Raw genomic sequence first — 17,289 nt, 5'->3', positions numbered from 1 at the left:
GGCTCCCCACAGCGGGGCCCGGCAGCGTGTCCACCAGCCGGCACACCGGCGGTCCCGCTGTCCCGAGGAGGAGCATGAACGACGTCAGGATGTCCCGGTACGCGCGCCGGAACGGCACCGCGACGCGGCGGCACCGGCTCGTCCTGCCGCTGCTGTCGATCGCCCTGACGGCCGTGGTGGCCGGATGCGGGGGCGGCGGGAGCGACTCGGCGGCCGGCGCGGCCTCGTCGGCGACTGCTGCGTCGGCAACCCCGTCCACGGGGGCGACTCCCGCCACGGGGGCGACTCCGCCCGCCGGCGGGACGGACGCGATGGCCGCCTACCGGACCTGCCTCGCGAACAACGGGGTGACGCTGCCCACTCCGGGCGCCGGCGCAGCGGGGAACGCACCGCCCCAGGGCGCCCGTCCGACCGGCGCTCCGCCGTCGGGCGCCCCGAACGGCGGCGGTCGTGCCACCGGTGCCTGCGGCGGAACAGGGGCCGGTGGCGGACCCGGGACCGGTGGCGGACCCGGTGGCGGTGCGGGCCCGGGCTCGACCGCGGCACCGCCCGGCGTGGACGCCGACACCTGGCGTACCGCGCGGGCCGCCTGCGCATCACTGGCACCCACCGCCCCGGCGGCCTCGCCAACAGCGACCGCGAACTGACCCGCGCGAGGTGGTGGTCCGCGCGGTCAGCCGCTCGACGACGGTCGACCCCCGATGCGCCGGCCCGACCGTGCGGGCACCCCGCCCTCGGCTACTCGGCCCACGGCCCTCTCACCCCCGGCCGCGTCGCCCTCGGCCACCTCAGCCCCGGCCACCCCGCCACCACTCGACACCCCGCCACCACTCGACACCCCGCCACCACTCGACACCCCGCCACCACTCGACACCCCGCCACCACTCGACACTCCGCCACCATTCGACGCTCCGGCATCGGGCAGTCCGCCGACGCACTCCGTAGCGTGTTGCGATGCCGGGAGGGTTGCGTGCGGGGCCGACGGCTGCACCGCGGCGGCCCGGGAGCGGAGCAGCTCGGACATCTTCGCCGCCGGCAGCGGCACCGAGATCGCCTCGCCCTGGAGCAGGTCGCAGCCAAGGTCGACCATCATCGCAAGCGTGCGCTCGTCCTCGATCCCCTCGCCGACGACCCGCAGCCCGAGCCGGTGGCCCAGGTCGAGCACCGAGCGCACGATCGCGGCGTCGGGCAGGCTGCCGCGGGCATCCGTGACGAAACCCCGGTCGATCTTGACCTCGTCGAAGGGGAGCGTCTTGAGGATCTCCATCGAGCTGTAGCCGGTGCCGAAGTCGTCCAGCGACAGTGCCACGCCCTGCGTGCGCAGCTCACTCAGCATCGTCGCCGCCCGGGCGGGCTGGGTGACCAGCGCACTCTCGGTGATCTCCAGGGTGAGGACGTCGCTGGCCAGGCCGTGGGCCGCCAGCGAGCCGGCAACGACCTGGGGCAGGTCGTCGAGCACCAGCATCCGGGCGGAGAGGTTCACCGACACGGGCAGGTGCAGACCCTCGTCCGCCCAGGCGGCGCACTGGCGCAGTGCCTCGTCGAGGACCCAGCGGGTCAGATCGGCGATCAGCGGCGAGCGTTCGGCGACGGGCAGGAACACGCCGGGCGCCAGCAGCCCCCGGGTGGGGTGGTGCCAGCGCAGCAGCGCCTCCGCGCCGACGATCCCACCCGAGCGTGCCGCCTGCAGCGGCTGGTAGAACAGAAGCAGCTCGCCGCGGGTGATCGCGGTGCGCAACTGCGCGTACAGCGCGATCTCCTCGGGCCGCACGCCGGTGATACCGGGATCCCACAGCCCGACGCTCTCCCCCACCCGCTTGGCACGCAGCAGCGCCGAGTCGGCGCAGGTCAGCAGCCCGCTCATGGTGGTGCTGTCGCGGGGGGCCACGGCGATCCCGACGGAGGCGTCCACCTCGACGTCGACGCCGCAGACCTGAAAGGGTCCCTGGATCTGGCGCAGGACCCGGCGTCCGAGCACCCGGCGCCGCTTCGTCTCCGCCGCGGTGGGCACGGGCAGGGGCGCTCCCGGACGGCTGGTGGCCGTGGCGACGCCGGGGGGGACCGGCATTCCGCGGAAGACGAGGGCGAACTCGTCCCCGCCGGCCCGGCCGACGAAGGCCGGGATCGGCCGCAGCCCGGACAGCGTCCGGGCGATGATCTGCAGCAACCGGTCCCCGCCGACATGCCCGAGCGCATCGTTGATCTCGTGGAACCGGTTGATGTCGACCAGGACCAGGATCGCCTCCCGGCCCTCCGCCTGGATCTCCGCCACGGCGCTCTCGCCACGTTCGAGGGTGCCCGCCCGGTTGGCCAAATGCGTGAGCGGATCGGCGTGGCTTTGCAGCAGGCCCGCCCGGAACAGGCCTTTCACCACCGCTCCGGCCACGACCGTGGAGAGCGCCGCCGATGCGGGACCCGCTGTCTGGCCCAGATCGCCGCCGGCCGCCACGCCCGCCACGAGCGCGCCGGTGATCATGGCGACGACCAGGATCGCCGTGGGAGTCGTCACGAGGGCGACATACGCACACAGCGGGGGGAACCAGATCAGGTACATGTCGGCGTCGCTGCCGGAGGTGGCTCCGGCGAGCGCGAGGGCGAGCGCGGCTGCCAGCGAGGCGGCGGCGAACGGCGGCACCCAGTTCCACCGTGGCCTCGCCACCAGCCCCACTACGACGTTGGCCGCCGCGACCAGCAGGCCGACCCAGCTCTCCCAGCGCTGCTGGCCCGGCGAACCGGGCAGAACCGCGGCGAGCAGGAACAGTGCGGCGGCGCCCGTCGGCGCGGCGACGAGGAACCGCCGACGGTCGGCGTACGTACGACCGCTGTGCACGAACCGCATCCCTCCCCGCCTTTACGGCCGGTCCGCAGGACGTGGCCCGGACCGGCCAATTCCGCCACGGTCTCCACGGCGGGCTATGCGGCTGGGTCGACATATCCGGCGGAGAAATTGCAGGCCATGCCAGGCTGCGGTGACCTGGTGCCGAGATCACCACCCACGGCGCTGACGAGATCCGGGTCAGGCTTTCTTCAACATAGCCGGTGCGGCGCAGCGGCTAACATCCGCGTCCGATACCCGTACCGCGGTCACGCGACTATGTCCGGACATAATCTGCCGCGCGCCCGCAGAAATCCCGGCCGGAACGTATACAGACCATCGGCGCAACGGCGCTCGGGAGCGGGCGATTCCGACATTCAGTGGGCGGCGTCGTCCCAGGTCCGGCCGGCTCCGACGCTGACGTCGAGGGGCACCGACATGGTGTACGCCGACGTCATCTCGGCGCGGACGAGCGCCTCGACCGCGCCGTACTCGCCGGGAGCGATCTCCAGCACGAGTTCGTCGTGGACCTGGAGCAGCAGCCGGGAGGCGTGCCCGCCAGCCCGCAGCGCCCGGTCAACCCCCAGCATGGCGATCTTGATGATGTCGGCGGCCGAGCCCTGGATCGGGGCGTTGAGGGCCATCCGCTCGGCCATCTGGCGGCGCTGGGCGTTATCGCTGGTCAGGTCGGGCAGGTAGCGCCGGCGGCCGAGCATCGTCTCGGTGTAGCCGTCCTGGCGGGCCCGTTGGACCACGCCGCGCAGGAAGTCGCGCACCCCGCCGAACCGGCCGAAGTAGGCGTCCATGTGCTCGCGCGCCTCGTCGGGGGCGATCCCGAGCTGGCTGGCGAGACCGAACGCCGACAGCCCGTAGGCCAGCCCGTAGGACATCGCCTTGATCCGCCGCCGCAGCTCGGGGTCGACCTCGCTGACGGGCAGGCCGAACGCCTCTGCGGCGACGAAGGTGTGCAGGTCCTCGCCCGATCCGAACGCCTCGATGAGGCCCTCGTCGCCGGACAGGTGCGCCATGATCCGCATCTCGATCTGCGAGTAGTCGGCGGTGAGCAGGGTCTCGTAACCGGGGCCGACGACGAAGGCGCGCCTGATCTGGCGCCCCTCGGCGGTGCGGATCGGGATGTTCTGGAGGTTCGGATCGGTGGACGACAGCCGCCCGGTGGCGGCGATCATCTGGTTGAACGTGGTGTGGATGCGGCCGGCATCGTCGATCATGGGCAGCAGCGAGTCGACGACGGTCTTGAGCCGGGCCACGTCCCGGTGGCGCAGCAGCACCGGCAGCAGCGGGTGGTCGGACTGGACCGCGAGCCAGGCGAGGGCGTCGGCGTCGGTGGTGTAGCCAGTCTTGATCTTCTTGGTCTTGGGCAGGCCGAGCTCGTCGAACAGGATCTGCTGGAGCTGCTTGGGGGAACCGAGGTTGAACGTCCGGCCGACGATCTCATGGGCCTGTGCGGCGACGGCCGTGACCTCGCCGCCGTAGTGCTTCTGCAGCTCGGTCAGATGATCCTGGTCGGCGGCGATGCCGGCCCGTTCCATCCCGGCGAGGACCGTGACCAGCGGAAGTTCCATGTCCCGCAACAGGACCGCGGCGGAACGGCGCTCCAGGTCCGCGTCGAGCTCGTCGGCAAGCTCCAGGCACGCGCGGGCCCGCACCGCGTCCGCGTGGGACTCCTCCGCCTCCCCGGAGCCGTCGAGGGTGAGCTGGCCGTTGCCGGCCGGCTCGACGGCCAGATCCCGGTGCAGGTAGCGGGCGACCAGATCGGCCAGGTCGAACGAACGCTGGCCGGGCAGGGCCAGGTAGGCGGCGAGGGCGGTGTCACTGGTGACGCCGGCCAGCGTCAGGCCCAGCTCCGCGAGAGCCAGCATCGGGCCCTTGACGTCGTGCGCCGCCTTCGGCTGGTGCGCGTCGGCGAGCCAGCCGCCGAGCGCCGCCAGGTCCGCTGGGGTGAGCTGGGTCGGGTCGAGCCAGGCCGCGGCGCCGTCGGCGGAGGCAAGCGCGAGGCCGGACAGCACACCCGTGCCCCGCCCCCAGGTTCCGCGGGCGTGCAGTCCGGTGCGGCCGACCCCGCGGGCGTGCTCGTCGAGCCACTGGGCCACCTCGTCGGGACCGAGGGTGGTCAGCTCGACGTCGAAACCCTCCTCGACGGGCGGCGGGGCGGTGGCCAGGGCCGCGTAGAGGCGCTCACGCAGGACGCGGAACTGCAGCGTGTCGAACAACTGGTGAACGGCCTCGCGATCCCAGGGGCGCAGGCGCAGCCCGTCCGGGCCGACGGGGAGCGGGACGTCACGGGACAGCTCGGTCAGCGAACGGTTGCGGATGACCGACGCCAGGTGGGCGCGCAGCGACGCCCCCGTCTTCCCGCCGATCTCGTCGGCCCGGTCCACCAGTTCGGCGAGGGACCCGAACTGCTGGATCCACTTGGTGGCGGTCTTCTCCCCCACTCCCGGCACGGAGGGCAGGTTGTCGGACGGGTCGCCGCGCAGCGCCGCGAAATCCGGGTACTGCACCGGCGACAGGCCGTATTTCGCCTGCACCTCGTCCGGGGTGAACCGGGTCATGTCGGAGATGCCCTTGCGGGTCATCAGGACCGTGACCCGCTCATTGACGAGCTGCAACGCGTCGCGGTCGCCGGTGACGACCAGCACGTCCATCCCCACCGCGGCGCCCGCGGTCGCGAGGGTCGCGATCACGTCGTCGGCCTCGTAGCCGGCGGCGCTGACCCCCGGCACGGCGAGCGCGTCGCACACCTGGTGGATGAGGCTGACCTGCCCGACGAAGTCGGCCGGGGTCTCCGAGCGGCCCGCCTTGTACTCGGCGTACTGGGTGTGGCGGAAGGTCGGCGTCGGCAGGTCCCAGGCGACCGCCACGTGGGTCGGCTTCTCGTCGCGCAGGACATTGATGAGCATCGAGGTGAATCCGTACACGGCATTGGTCGGCTGGCCGGTGGTGGTGGAGAAGTTCTCCACCGGCAACGCGTAGAACGCGCGGTAGGCCAGCGAATGCCCGTCGAGCAGCAGCAGCCGCGGGACCGCGGAAGCGGGCGCCGCCTTCTTCGCCACGGCCGACTTCGCCGCAGCCGTCTTCCCCCCAGCCGTCGCCGCCTTCGCAGCCGTCGCCGCAGCCGTCGCCGTGCTCGCAGCCGCCGTCCTCCCCGTCCGGGCCGTCTCCGTCTCAGTCTCGGCCGTCTCCGTATCCGTCTCGGCCGTCGGCGCGTCAGCCGTCGGCGTCGACGCGGCGGTGGACCGGCGGGCGGCGCGCGGCTTCCTCGGCCGGGCCGCCGCGGCGGACTCCGCCTCAGCGGCGGATCCTGCATCGGCAGCGGACCCTGCTTGAACGGCGGACCCTGCGTGGACGGCGGACCCTGCGTGGACGGCGGACGGAGCCGGCTGGTCGGCGGACGAGTTCGACGTGGTGACGGACACGCGGCGAGTTTAGGCCGTGCGTCCGACAGTTTCGTCGCGTGTGGGCGGTCCGTCGCGGCGAGGGGGCCACTGCGCGCCCGGACCACGCCACCGGCTGCCGCCCGTCCCGCCGTCCGTCCGCCCTCCGTCGCGCTTGCGGCCGGCAGGGGTTGACGACCATGCCAACGCCCGGAGCTGCCATCAACCTCCTGCAGTTGTCGACCGGGTGTCCCCTCGCCGGGTGCCTGCACTCACTCGCCGGGTGCCTGCACTCACCGGATACCTGCACTCACCGGGTGCCTGCACTGACCGGATGCCCGCCCCGCCAGACGCCCGCCATCTCGGCTGCCTGCCACGCCGCTTCCTGCCCCGCCGGACGGTCGCCATCTGGACACCTGCCTCGCGGGGGTCGGTGGCCCGGCGCCAGGGTTCGGCCACAGATCGTGGCTGGTCGGCCGGCCGACGGGATCTGGTCGTTTAGGCTGGCGGTCATGACCGCTGCCGATGCCGCGCCCGCGGCCGACGACATCGCCCCGATCCAGGGCAGCGGCGGGGGCGGGAGCGCGAACGGCCGCCGGGGCCGGCGCGTCGAGGCCGACGTCCCAGAGGCCGACGCTGCAGAGGCCGACGTCGCAGGGGCAACCTCCGTGGAGGCCGGCGTCGTGGCGGCCGATGCGGTTCGGCTCGCCGCGCAGATCAACGCCGCGCGCGGGGAGATCGAGCGGCGGATGGGCATCCTGCTCACCGAGGCGAGCCCCGAGCGGCTGGTCGCCACGATGCCCGTCGAGGGCAATCGGCAGCCCTACGGTCTCCTGCACGGCGGCGCCTCCGTGGTGCTCGCCGAGACGCTGGGCTCGGTCGGGGCGAACCTGGACGCGCCGCCCGGTTCGATGGCCGTCGGTATCGAGATCAGCGCCTCGCATCACCGGTCGGCGACCTCGGGCACCGTCACCGCCGTCGCCACCCGCATCCGTGGCGGGCGCACCCTCGTCACCTACGACATCCGGATCACCGACGACGCCGGCCGCGTAACCTGCACCTGCCGCCTCACCTGCATGATCCGCAGCGGGCTGCCGACCGGCCCGGACGCATCCGGCCCGAGCTGATCGGGAGCGGCCCGCCGCCGACCGGGACACGAAAACCGCACACGGATCGCCCTGATCTCAGTATTTCCCGGTTCTCCTACCCACCGCCGAGGATGCCCGAACGGACACACCGGACCACTCCGATGCGTTGACCAGATGCATGGACCGGCCTAATCTCATCGCCGGTGGCACCCGGGACGGGCGAGTAGACAACGCCCGGACGCGGGGAAGGTCCGGACGGCACCAAAGTCGATCCCGGGTGCCTCAACCTCGAATCCCCGGTCGCGAATCCCGACCGGGGCGGTCGACCCTGGTTCCCTGTCTGCGGCCCGGCCGGTCCCGTTGACCGACGGGTCCTGCGGCACGATCGGCACAGCAGCCCAGACGGCACAGCAGCCCAGACGGCACAGCAGCCCAGACGGCACAGCAGCCCAGACGGCACAGCAGCTCAGACGGCACACCTCCGGGTCCGCCCGCGTGACGCGGGCAGACCCGGGGTAGGCGGCGGAACCGGGGCCCCGCCGCGGGGTCACGGCCTGACGAGTGACTGGACCGGGCCGAGCACGGTCCGCTTCCCTTTGCGGACCTCGTAGAGGTAGACCGTCGATCCCTCCACGTCGCCGTTCTTGCGGAACCGGATCTGCTTGGTGACACCGGGGACGTTCACGGAGCCGAACGCGGCCGCGACCGACTCCCGGGTAGCCCCGGGGCCGATCTTGCGCAGTACCTCGATGATCGCGTTGGTGGCGTCGTACGCCTCGCCGGAGTACGTGCCCGGTCGGGCCCCGCTGTTGACCGTCCGGTATTCGGCGACGAAACCGGCCGCGGCGGGATCGCTGTTCGGATCCCCGCAGGCGCAGGTGAGCAGCGTGCCCTCGGCGTTTCCGACGCCGGCCTCGCGGATGAGCTGGTCGTCGTTGGCCCCGTCCCCACTGACGATCTTCCCGGTGAAGCCCTTGCTGCGCAGCGCCTTGGTCAGGAGGGCGAGCTCCGAGTAGTAGCCGGAGTAGTAGAGAACGTCCGGCCGCTCCCCGATGATCTTCGTGGCCTGGGAGGTGTAGTCCTTCGTCGGGTTGACGCCGTCGTGGACGACCTTGACGTCGTGGGCGGTCAGCGCGTGCTCGAGCGCCCCGGACAGGCCGGTGCCGTACTCGCTGCGGTCGTCCAGCGAGTAGACCTTCGTCGCCTTCAGCACCTTGGTCAGGTACTCGGCTGCGGCCGCGCCCTGGACCGTGTCGGGGGCGATCACCCGGTAGAAGGTGAGGAAGCCGAGGTCGGTGAGCGCCGGGCCCGTCGCCGACGGGCTCACCGACAGCAGGCCGGACTGAGAGTAGAGCGGCTCGCTCGACTTCGTCGGCCCGGAGAAGACCGGTCCGACGACGGCGACGACGCCCGGGTTGTCGAGGAGCTTCTGCGCGGCGGTCGGGCCCTCATCGGGGTCGCCCTGGTCGTCCGAGGCGACCAGCCGCAGCCGGAACGGCAGATCCTCGCGTCGATTGGCCAGGTCGACGGCGGTCAGCACGCCGTCGTAGGCGTTGATGCCAAGCTGCTGGTTGTCGCCGGACAGCGGCCCCTGGAAGCCGACGACGAACTCCTTCTTTCCGACCTCGGCGGTGGAGCCGCCGCACCCGCCGAGCGCGGCCGCGGCCGTCAGCACCCCCGCGGCCCCGAGCACTGCCCATCGCCGTCCAGGACCGCTCATGACACGTCCTTCCGCAGCACCTCGCTGCTGGTGTCGGCACCCGGGGCGCCGGAGTCCGCCGGAATGTCGTCGAGGTAATCAAGTGACCGATCGACGACTTGTTGTGACGAAACCTAGCCTGCGATACCGACCAAGGAAAGCTCGTAGTGAGCGTGTCGTAGCCTTGAGTGGTTTCCCGGAGTGGACGCGGACGTGGGACCGCGGGTCACACCCACTCAGCGGGGTCCGACCCGCAGCGCCGCGGAACCGACCGGCGGGTCAGGTCCAGGTCGTCAGGGCGACGAGCCGGCCCCCGAGCACGGTGTAGAGGGCGACCCGCGGCGTGCGCGTGTCCCCCCAGCGATCGAAGCCGACGGAGCCCGTGACGCCGGCGAACGAGTCGCGGCCGATCGCGGCCACGATGTCGTGTCGGGCAGCCGCGTCGACGGCCGGACGGCCGGGCAGCACCGTCGCCGCCGCCCGGATGATCGTCCGCGCCGCGTCGTAGGCGTAGGCGGCCACCGCGGGAATGGCCTCGGCGCGACGTTGGGCGAGCTCGACGGCGGCGTCGTGGGCCACCTGCCGGCGCTGCGCCGCAGCCCTGTCGCCGCTGCCGGAGCCGCTCCCGGCCGCCTCCCGCGCGTCCGGTTGCCGGCTCTCGCGCGGCGGCGATGTCGGCTGGCCACCCGTCGGCGCGACCGCGGCCGCTTCGGCGGACGCGGACGCGTGGGCGGACGCGTGGGCGGACGCGGACGCGTGGGCGGACGCGGGCACGCGCGCCGGCGCGGGAGTCTCGGTCCGTGTACGCGGGTCGGTCGGGGCGCGGGAGCCAGCCGGAGTAGGCGTCGCGGCCGGAACGCGGGTGGCGGCCGTCGGGGTGGCGTCGTCGCGATTCCGCTTACTGGCGTCGGACCCGTCGGACCCGTCGGACCCGTCGGTGCTGTCGGCGCCGCTCGGGGTCGTGCTGCCGTCGTCGTCCGCCGGACCGCCGAACCGCCGGGAGTAGTCGGCGACGAATGCACCGGCGGCCGGCAGCCTCGTCGGCGGGACCAGCAGGCTGGTGATCAGGTCCCCGTCCGCGGCCGACTTCGCGTCGTCGGTGTAGCGGCGTTGCAGCAGCGCGTCCGAACCCATGACCTGGATCGACCCACCCGCCTCGGCGAGCCGGGTGCGCAGCTTCCCGGCGAATGCCGCACCGGTGGCGAGGTAGACCAGGTCGGGGGCCTCCTGCTCGATCGCCTCCGCGGTCGCGTCCAGCTCGGACCCGTCGGGGTCGTCCCCCTGGACCTGGTAGACCGACGTGACCGTTGCCCCCAACGCGGCGGCGCGCACCGCGAACCGGCCGCCGAGCGTCGTGCCGTAGCGGGGTTCCCCGTCGACGACGGCGATGCGTCGGCGGCCGAGCGTCCGCACCGCGTACTCGGCGGCCACCCGCGCCTGCAGCTCGTCGGTGCCGGCGAGCCGGAAGTAGGTCGGGTAGGGGCGGGTGCGCGGGTCGGTGCCGGCGCCGGTGAGGGTGGGATCGGCGTTGGACGGGGAGACGACCGGGATGCCCTCGGCGCTCAGCGTGGGCAGGGCGACCCTGGCCACGAGCGAGCTCAAGGGCCCGACGACGCCGATCAGGCGGTCGTTGGCGGTGAAGGCGTCGGCGGCCTGGGCTCCCCCGTCCGGACGGGACAGGTCGTCGCGGGTGGACAGCTCCAGGCGCCAGCCCGGGATCGCCCCCGACTCGTTGGCCTCCTCGACGGCGAGCGCGACGGCGTTGCGCACGCTCGTTCCATCGGCGGACAGATCACCCGACAGCGGTGCCATGACGCCGAGGGTGGCCACCCGAGTCACGGGGACGTCGCCGCCGCCGTCGCCGTCGAGGACGGTGGCCAGGATGAGCCCCAGCGCCGACGGCACGGCCAGGATCAGAGCGATGATCGCGGCGAGGATCGCCCGACCCCGCCAGGTGCGCCACCGCGCCCGGGTCCACCGCCCGATCCGGCCGGCGACCGCCGCGAGGGCCGCCCGCGCATGACCCGCTCGGGCCCGCCACGGTCGCGCGGACCCCGGCGTCGCTCGAGCGGGCGCGGGGGCCTCCGCGTCTGGGCCTGAGGCCCCTGTGCCTGGGCCCGAGGCCTCGGCGCTTGGGCCTGAGGCCTCGGCGCCTGGGGAGGAAGTGGCGGCCTCGGTCGATCCGGGCGCGGGCGCGGGGACGTCCGCCAAAACGGGTTCCGGTGCTCGGGGGGACGGCTGCGGCGCGTCCTCGGGACCGGGGATCGACGCTGATCCCGGCGGCGAGGCGTCGCTCACCCGGCCCCCGGCCCGCGCGTTGCCGGGGACGGCACGGACGGGGTTGCCGGGGGCGGCACGAACGGGGACGTCACGAGCCGGGCAGCGCCTCGCCCGACAGCACGGCCTCGGCGACGGCACGCATCGTCCGACGCTGGTTCATCGACGTCCGCTGGATCCAGCGGAAGGCGTCGGGCTCGGTCATGCTGTGCTCGGTCTGGAGCACACCCTTCGCCCGCTCGATGATCTTCCTGGCCTCGAGCCGGCCCTGCAGGTCCTCGACCTCAGCCTCGAGGCTCACGATCTCTGTGAACCGGCTCATCGCCATCTCGATCGTGGGCAGCAGGTCCTTCTTCTGGAACGGCTTGACGACGTAGGCCATGGCGCCGGCCTCGCGGGCCCGCTCGACCAGCTCCCGCTGGCTGAACGCGGTGAGGATGACCACGGGGGCGATGCGGTCCTTGGCGATCTTCGCGCCGGCCTCGATCCCGTCCATCCTGGGCATCTTCACGTCGAGGATGCACAGGTCGGGCCGGAGCTTGCCGGCGAGGTTGACGGCCATCTCGCCATCGCCGGCCTCCCCGACGACCTCGTAGCCCTCCTCTTGCAGCATCTCCCTGAGGTCGAGCCGGATCAGCGCTTCGTCCTCGGCGATCAGAACCCGGCGCGGGTTCGAGGAGGGTTGGCTCATCGAGTCGTACTCCTGGTCTCGGAGGTGTGACCCTAGTGTGACAGGGCAGGGGAGTCAGGTTGACATCCTGCCCGAGCAGAGGAGGGCGGGAGGTCGAAACGCACCCTACCCGGATAGAGTCGTGGACGAGACGTTCCGGACCGGATCGATCACCGATCTCTCCGCCCAGGTCCGCCCGGTCGCCTCCGCAGCGGTCCCACCCGCCCGACCACGCTCCACCCGCCGGCCCCGGTACTCCAACGGCAGAGAGACGGTGCTCAAACCACCGACAGTGTGGGTTCGAATCCCACCCGGGGTACGTACATAATCCTCACTCCGAGGCAGTTGCACGGATGCGTCCTGTGATGTAGCGCCCGACGGGACGCGGGTCGCGGCACCGGCGACCGCGTCGATCCGGTCTTCCGGAATTTTGATCTTCATCGTGATCTCTTTCTGGTCATGGTCGACCTGGATGGCCAGTTGTGTGACGTCGTAGAGGGTCCGTTGCAGGGCATCAGGAGCGTCGTGCAAGGTGAGGCTCAGCTGCGGCAGGGCTTCGAGCAGGCGCCTGGCGTCCGGTCCGTTCGTGGCGCCGTCGGTGTCCGCGGCGGCGTCCAGCGCGTCGAGTTCGGTGCCGGTGGTGCGGTGCTGGTCGTCGAGCTGGTTGTAGGTGGCGCGTAGACCTTTGGTGAACGGGTCGTCTGGGTCGCCGTCGGCGGCCTGGCGCAGCAGGTTGGCCTTGCGGCGTTCGATGTCGCCCAGCGTGCGGCGCAGTGTCTGTCGCCGTGCGTCCCGTTCGTGCGTGGCCCGGCTGGTGCTGTCGGCCAGGTCGGCGGCGAGCAGGGCGATGCGCTCCGGGCCGATTCGACGCGCTGGCCGGGATCTTCAATCGGATCATGGCCGCCCACGGCCGGCGGATGGCCGCGCTGGGGCTGTCCGCATAGGAGCCGATGGTCCTGAATCGGCCCGGAAGCGGCCCGCCGCCCGAAACTGTCGGTGCCGGGCGGTAGAAAAACCTGACTCGCTCGATCACCCTCGGCCGTGTTCAGGAGACCTCGAGATATGTTTTTCTACGAGCATCTGGCAGAGTTTCACAGCCTGCCGGTCTTCGACTTCCCCGATCGCGGCGAAGCCCTGACCGCGTTGCCCGCGCCTGACGCGGTGGCCTGGAGGCTGGCCGTCGACCCCTTCGACAATCGCCATGACGAGAGCTTCCCTGACCTGTGGGACAGGTTCCTCGGCGCGGTGGAGCCCGCCGGGATCCGGGCTCTGGTCATCGGTCAGTGGGGACAGGTGTATGACAGCGGCTCCGAGGAGGTCGTGGAGTCGCTGGTCGCCGCGCGGGACCGGCTGACCGGGGTGCGGGCCGTGTTCCTCGGCGATCTGGTGGTGGAGGAGGCGGAGATCTCCTGGATCCAGCAGTCAGACGTGACGCCGGTGCTGACGGCCTACCCGGCGCTGCGTGAGCTGGGCATCCGGGGTGGCACGGCGCTTCGGTTCCCCGCCGTGCGCCACGAGAGCCTGCGCCGCCTCGTCATCGAGTCGGGTGGTCTGCCCGGGGAGGTGGTGCGCGGGGTCGCCGCCAGCGACCTGCCCGCGCTGGAACACCTCGAGCTGTGGCTCGGCGTGGACGACTACGGAGGCGACGCCACCGTCGGCGATCTCGAGCCGATCCTGGCCGGGAGCCGCCTCCCGGCCCTGCGCGACCTTGCCCTGCGCAACAGCGAGCTTCAGGACGAGATCGCCGCCGCGGTCGCCGCCGCCCCGGTGGTCGCCCGGTTGACCTCGCTGGACCTGTCGCTCGGTGCCCTCTCCGACGACGGCGCGACGGCCCTGCTCGATGGCCAGCCGCTGACCCATCTCGGCCGGCTGGACCTGCACCATCACTTCATCAGCGACGCGGTGGCGCAGCGCGTCCAGGCCACCCTGGGGTCCGCCGGGGTGGAGGTCGACCTCTCCGAGCCGGAGGCGCCGGAGGAGGAGAACCGGCGTTATGTCGCCATCTCCGAGTAGCCCCGTCCGTTTCGTCACGGTCGGCAATCCGGGCAACCGCCGGGTGACGATGTTCGCCGCTGCCGTCCGCGGCGCCGGGCTCCCGCAGCCGCGGACGCTTGCCTGGCGGGAGGTGCTGAGCGGCCGGTACGCGTTCGAGCCCGGCGAGGTGGTGCGGATCGACTCCCCGGGCGAGGACGCCGAGGTCGACCGGCTGTTGCGCGGCGCTGACCATCCGACCCGGGTCGAGGGCACGGCCCGGTGGTACCGGAGCTTCACCGCGGCGGTGGGTGCGGTGGCGCGCGCCGCCACGGCCGCCGGAGCCGAACTGCTGGCCGACCCCGAGGACATCGCGGTGATGTTCGACAAGCGGCGTTGCCACGCTCGGCTGAGCACGGCCGGGATCCCGGTGCCCGAGGCCCTTCCCGCCCCGGCGGCGAGCCGGGGGCGGGAGACGGCCGGCGGAGGGCCGACGCGTGATCGTGCCTGCGCCGGCCCACTGGGCGGCTGGGACGACCTCCGGGAGCGGCTGGGGGCCGCTCGGATGCCACGGGCCTTCGTGAAACCCGCGCACGGCTCGTCGGCCTCCGGCGTGGTGGCGCTGTCGCTGGGCGGGGCGGGCCGGGTCAGGGCGACAACCTCCGTGGAGATCACCCCCGACGGACGGCTGTTCAACTCGTTGCGGGTCCGCCAGTACGACACCGAGCCCGAGGTGGCGGCGCTCATCGACGCGTTGGCCCCGGACGGCCTGCATGTCGAGCGCTGGCTGCCCAAGGCCGCCCTGGACGGCAGGCCGTGCGACCTGCGCATGGTCGTGGTCGCCGGGAGAGTCACCCACGCGGTTGCCCGGACCAGCCGCCACCCCATGACCAACCTCCATCTTGGCGGTGCCCGGGGCGACCTCGGGCGGCTGCGGGCCGCCGTCGACGGCGCCGGCGGGCGCTGGGTCGATGCGCTGTCCATCGCCGAGCGGGCGGCGGCGTGCTTTCCGCGCACCCTGTGCGTCGGCGTGGACGTGCTGCCGGCGATCGGATGGCGCCGGTTCGCCCTCGGCGAGGTCAACGCCTTCGGTGACCTGCTGCCGCGGCTAAGCGGACTCGCGGGCGGCGGCGCCGAGCGCCTGGACACCTACTCCGCGCAGGTCGCCGCCGTCCTGCGGCGGGAGGAGGCGCACCGTGGTGCCGCCTGACATGAACGGCGTCGTCGGCAGCCATGATCTGCTGCTCGTCACCCTCGACACGCTGCGGTACGACGTCGCCGCGGAGCTGACCGCGGCCGGCCGCCTGCCGAACCTCGCCCGCCATCTTCCCGGCGGAGCCTGGGAGGAACGGCACGCGCCGGCCAGCTTCACCTACGCCTCCCATCAGGCGATCTTCGCCGGTTTCCTGCCCACGCCGGCCGTCCCCGGTCACCATCCCCGGCTGTTCGCCGCCCGGTTCGCGGGCAGCGAGACCACCGCCGACGGCACCTGGATCTTCGATGCCCCCGACCTGGTGACAGGACTGGCCGCGGTCGGGTACTGGACGGTGTGCGTCGGTGGCGTCGGTTTCTTCAACCGGCAGGGGCCGCTCGGTTCCGTGCTGCCGGGCCTGTTCCAGGACAGCTACTGGGAACCGGAGTTCGGGGTGCGCTCTCCGACCTCCTTCGAGGCCCAGGTGCGACGGGCTGAGCTGGTGGTGGCGGACCTTCCGTCCGACCGTCGGCTGTTCCTGTTCGTCAACGTCTCCGCGCTGCACCAGCCCAACTGGTTCCACCTGCCGGGCGCCTCCCGCGAGGACGGCGATTCGCGCGCCACCCACGCGGCCGCGCTGGAGTATGTGGACCGGCATATCGGCCGCCTGTTCGCGGCCGCCAGCAGCCGCGGCCGGTGCTTCGCCATCGTCTGCTCCGACCATGGCACCGCGTACGGCGAGGACGGCTATACCGGCCACCGGATCGGCCATGAGGCCGTCTGGACCGTGCCGTATGCCCACTTTCCCCTGGCGGCAGCCCGATGACCGTTGCCGGCACCGCCGCCGCCGCGTCCCTGAGCCCCTACCAGAGCTACGTGTACGCCTATCCGCACAAGACCGCCTACCGCAGGCTGCGTCCGCGTCCCGCCCTGCGCGATCTGTGGGCGGCCGAGGCGAAGAGTGCCCTGGCGCTGTACCTGCATATTCCGTTCTGCGAGGTGCGCTGCGGCTTCTGTAATCTCTTCACCCGGATCGGTGCCCCCGACGGGCTGGTCACCGCCTATCTCGACGCGCTGGAACGGCAGGCCGGCGCAGTCCGCGCGGCGCTCGGCGAGAGCGGGGGGTGGCACTGTGCCACGGCGGCCTTCGGCGGCGGCACCCCGACCTTCCTCGACGCGGCCGAGCTGGAACGTCTCTGCGACATCGCCGAGCGCCACCTGGGCGCGGACCTCGCCGCGATCCCGCTGTCCGTCGAGGCCTCACCGTCGACGGCCACCGCCGAGCGGCTGGCGGTCCTCGCCGCGCGCGGAACGACCCGGCTCAGCCTTGGAGTTCAGAGCTTCGTGGCGGCCGAGGCGCGGGCGGCGGTGCGGCCGCAACGCCGCGCCGATGTGGAGGCCGCGCTGTCCCGCATCCGCCAGTCCCGCATCCCCATCCTCAACATCGATCTGATCTATGGCATCGATGGTCAGACCGAGCGTTCCTGGCAGCACTCTTTGGACGCGGCGCTGGCCTGGAGACCCGAGGAGCTGTACCTCTACCCGCTGTACGTCCGTCCCCTCACCGGTCTCGGCCGGCTCGACCCGATGGCGACGCGGGCGGACTGGGACCGGCAGCGGCTGCGCCTGTACCGCCACGGCCGGGACCGGCTGCTGGAGAACGGCTATGAGCAGATGTCCATGCGCATGTTCCGGCGCGCCGACGCTCCCGTGGTCGGCGGCGCGGACCACGCGTGCCAGACCGACGGCATGATCGGCCTCGGGTGCGGGGCCCGCTCATACACCTCGACCCTGCACTACAGCTTCGACTACGCCGTCGGCCTGCGGGAGGTCCGCTCGATCATCGACGACTACGCCAGCCGCGATGCGCAGGACTTCGCCCACGCCGAGTTCGGCCGGCGCATCAACGCCGACGAGGCCCGCCGCCGCCATCTGCTGCAGTCGCTGTTGCAGGCCGAGGGCATGGCGGTCGAGGGTTACCTGGCCCGCTTCGGCGCCCGTCCCGAGGTTGACTTCGCCCCCGAGCTGGAACACTTCGACGCCCGCGGCTGGCTGGACAGGTCCGCCGGTGCGGGGCGGCTGCGGCTGTCCCCGGAAGGTCTGGCCCACTCCGACGCGCTCGGCCCCGAACTGTTCTCCCCGGCCGTGCGGGCCGCGATGAGCGCGTACGGCGCCCGATGAG

At 72.6% G+C, this 17,289-nt stretch carries 12 protein-coding genes and 1 tRNA gene; 8 read left to right on the top strand and 5 right to left on the bottom strand.

Annotation, left to right across the window (positions count from 1 at the left end; genetic code table 11):
* The first annotated feature begins 74 nt into the window (after positions 1-74).
* Positions 75-647, top strand: coding sequence for a hypothetical protein (locus AC5R91_RS29780; protein ID WP_495394608.1), 573 nt, complete (start codon positions 75-77; stop codon positions 645-647).
* Between the two features lie 26 nt (positions 648-673).
* Here AC5R91_RS29780 and AC5R91_RS29775 read toward each other — a convergent pair whose 3' ends face one another.
* Both AC5R91_RS29775 and polA read right to left on the bottom strand, forming a co-directional pair.
* Positions 674-2,839, bottom strand: a complete 2,166-nt coding sequence (locus AC5R91_RS29775; protein ID WP_495394607.1) for a putative bifunctional diguanylate cyclase/phosphodiesterase — start codon at positions 2,837-2,839, stop codon at positions 674-676.
* Between the two features lie 353 nt (positions 2,840-3,192).
* The gene (polA, locus tag AC5R91_RS29770; RefSeq protein ID WP_495394606.1) at positions 3,193-5,889 is read right to left on the bottom strand and encodes a DNA polymerase I; all 2,697 of its coding nucleotides are present in this window, start codon (positions 5,887-5,889) and stop codon (positions 3,193-3,195) included.
* Between the two features lie 833 nt (positions 5,890-6,722).
* Between polA and AC5R91_RS29765 the strand changes: the two genes are divergently transcribed.
* On the top strand, positions 6,723-7,337 hold the full coding sequence (locus AC5R91_RS29765) for a PaaI family thioesterase (protein WP_495394605.1): 615 nt from the start codon (positions 6,723-6,725) through the stop codon (positions 7,335-7,337).
* Positions 7,338-7,845: 508 nt separating this feature from the next.
* Here the strand turns inward: AC5R91_RS29765 and AC5R91_RS29760 are convergent.
* The 3 genes from AC5R91_RS29760 to AC5R91_RS29750 all read right to left on the bottom strand — a co-directional run bounded on the left by AC5R91_RS29760 (position 7,846) and on the right by AC5R91_RS29750 (position 11,965).
* The gene (locus tag AC5R91_RS29760) at positions 7,846-9,018 is read right to left on the bottom strand and encodes a branched-chain amino acid ABC transporter substrate-binding protein (protein WP_495394604.1); all 1,173 of its coding nucleotides are present in this window, start codon (positions 9,016-9,018) and stop codon (positions 7,846-7,848) included.
* Positions 9,019-9,276: 258 nt separating this feature from the next.
* Positions 9,277-10,902, bottom strand: a complete 1,626-nt coding sequence (locus tag AC5R91_RS29755) for a branched-chain amino acid ABC transporter substrate-binding protein (protein ID WP_495394603.1) — start codon at positions 10,900-10,902, stop codon at positions 9,277-9,279.
* A gap of 463 nt (positions 10,903-11,365) precedes the next feature.
* The gene (locus tag AC5R91_RS29750) at positions 11,366-11,965 is read right to left on the bottom strand and encodes an ANTAR domain-containing response regulator (protein ID WP_011605735.1); all 600 of its coding nucleotides are present in this window, start codon (positions 11,963-11,965) and stop codon (positions 11,366-11,368) included.
* Between the two features lie 225 nt (positions 11,966-12,190).
* On the opposite strand from AC5R91_RS29750, the gene AC5R91_RS29745 reads away from it, so the two are divergent.
* The 6 genes from AC5R91_RS29745 to AC5R91_RS29720 all read left to right on the top strand — a co-directional run bounded on the left by AC5R91_RS29745 (position 12,191) and on the right by AC5R91_RS29720 (position 17,288).
* Positions 12,191-12,263 (top strand) — tRNA-Leu (locus AC5R91_RS29745).
* A gap of 206 nt (positions 12,264-12,469) precedes the next feature.
* Complete coding sequence (locus tag AC5R91_RS29740; protein WP_495394602.1) at positions 12,470-12,625, top strand: hypothetical protein; 156 nt, start codon at positions 12,470-12,472, stop codon at positions 12,623-12,625.
* A gap of 381 nt (positions 12,626-13,006) precedes the next feature.
* Entirely contained in the window at positions 13,007-13,957 is a 951-nt protein-coding gene (locus AC5R91_RS29735) for an STM4015 family protein (RefSeq protein ID WP_495394601.1), read from the top strand.
* Positions 13,938-15,125 (top strand): STM4014 family protein, encoded by a 1,188-nt coding sequence (locus tag AC5R91_RS29730; protein ID WP_495394600.1) that lies wholly within the window; start codon positions 13,938-13,940, stop codon positions 15,123-15,125. Before AC5R91_RS29735 ends, AC5R91_RS29730 begins: the two co-directional genes overlap by 20 nt.
* Positions 15,112-15,933, top strand: a complete 822-nt coding sequence (locus tag AC5R91_RS29725) for an STM4013/SEN3800 family hydrolase (protein WP_495394599.1) — start codon at positions 15,112-15,114, stop codon at positions 15,931-15,933. Before AC5R91_RS29730 ends, AC5R91_RS29725 begins: the two co-directional genes overlap by 14 nt.
* On the top strand, positions 15,930-17,288 hold the full coding sequence (locus AC5R91_RS29720; protein ID WP_495394598.1) for an STM4012 family radical SAM protein: 1,359 nt from the start codon (positions 15,930-15,932) through the stop codon (positions 17,286-17,288). Before AC5R91_RS29725 ends, AC5R91_RS29720 begins: the two co-directional genes overlap by 4 nt.
* Position 17,289: the final 1 nt, after the last annotated feature.

The organism is Frankia sp. BMG5.60, assembly GCF_059428125.1.
This window is presented reverse-complemented; position numbering and strand designations above follow the sequence as displayed.

What these genes read in the sequence shown, in the direction of transcription:
- AC5R91_RS29730 (WP_495394600.1), top strand. Translation starts at nt 13,938, where the DNA reads ATGTCGCCATCTCCGAGTAGCCCCGTCCGTTTCGTCACGGTCGGCAAT.
- AC5R91_RS29760 (WP_495394604.1), bottom strand. Translation starts at nt 9,018, where the DNA reads ATGAGCGGTCCTGGACGGCGATGGGCAGTGCTCGGGGCCGCGGGGGTG.
- AC5R91_RS29720 (WP_495394598.1), top strand. Translation starts at nt 15,930, where the DNA reads ATGACCGTTGCCGGCACCGCCGCCGCCGCGTCCCTGAGCCCCTACCAG.
- AC5R91_RS29735 (WP_495394601.1), top strand. Translation starts at nt 13,007, where the DNA reads ATGTTTTTCTACGAGCATCTGGCAGAGTTTCACAGCCTGCCGGTCTTC.
- AC5R91_RS29775 (WP_495394607.1), bottom strand. Translation starts at nt 2,839, where the DNA reads ATGCGGTTCGTGCACAGCGGTCGTACGTACGCCGACCGTCGGCGGTTC.
- AC5R91_RS29780 (WP_495394608.1), top strand. Translation starts at nt 75, where the DNA reads ATGAACGACGTCAGGATGTCCCGGTACGCGCGCCGGAACGGCACCGCG.
- AC5R91_RS29750 (WP_011605735.1), bottom strand. Translation starts at nt 11,965, where the DNA reads ATGAGCCAACCCTCCTCGAACCCGCGCCGGGTTCTGATCGCCGAGGAC.
- AC5R91_RS29765 (WP_495394605.1), top strand. Translation starts at nt 6,723, where the DNA reads ATGACCGCTGCCGATGCCGCGCCCGCGGCCGACGACATCGCCCCGATC.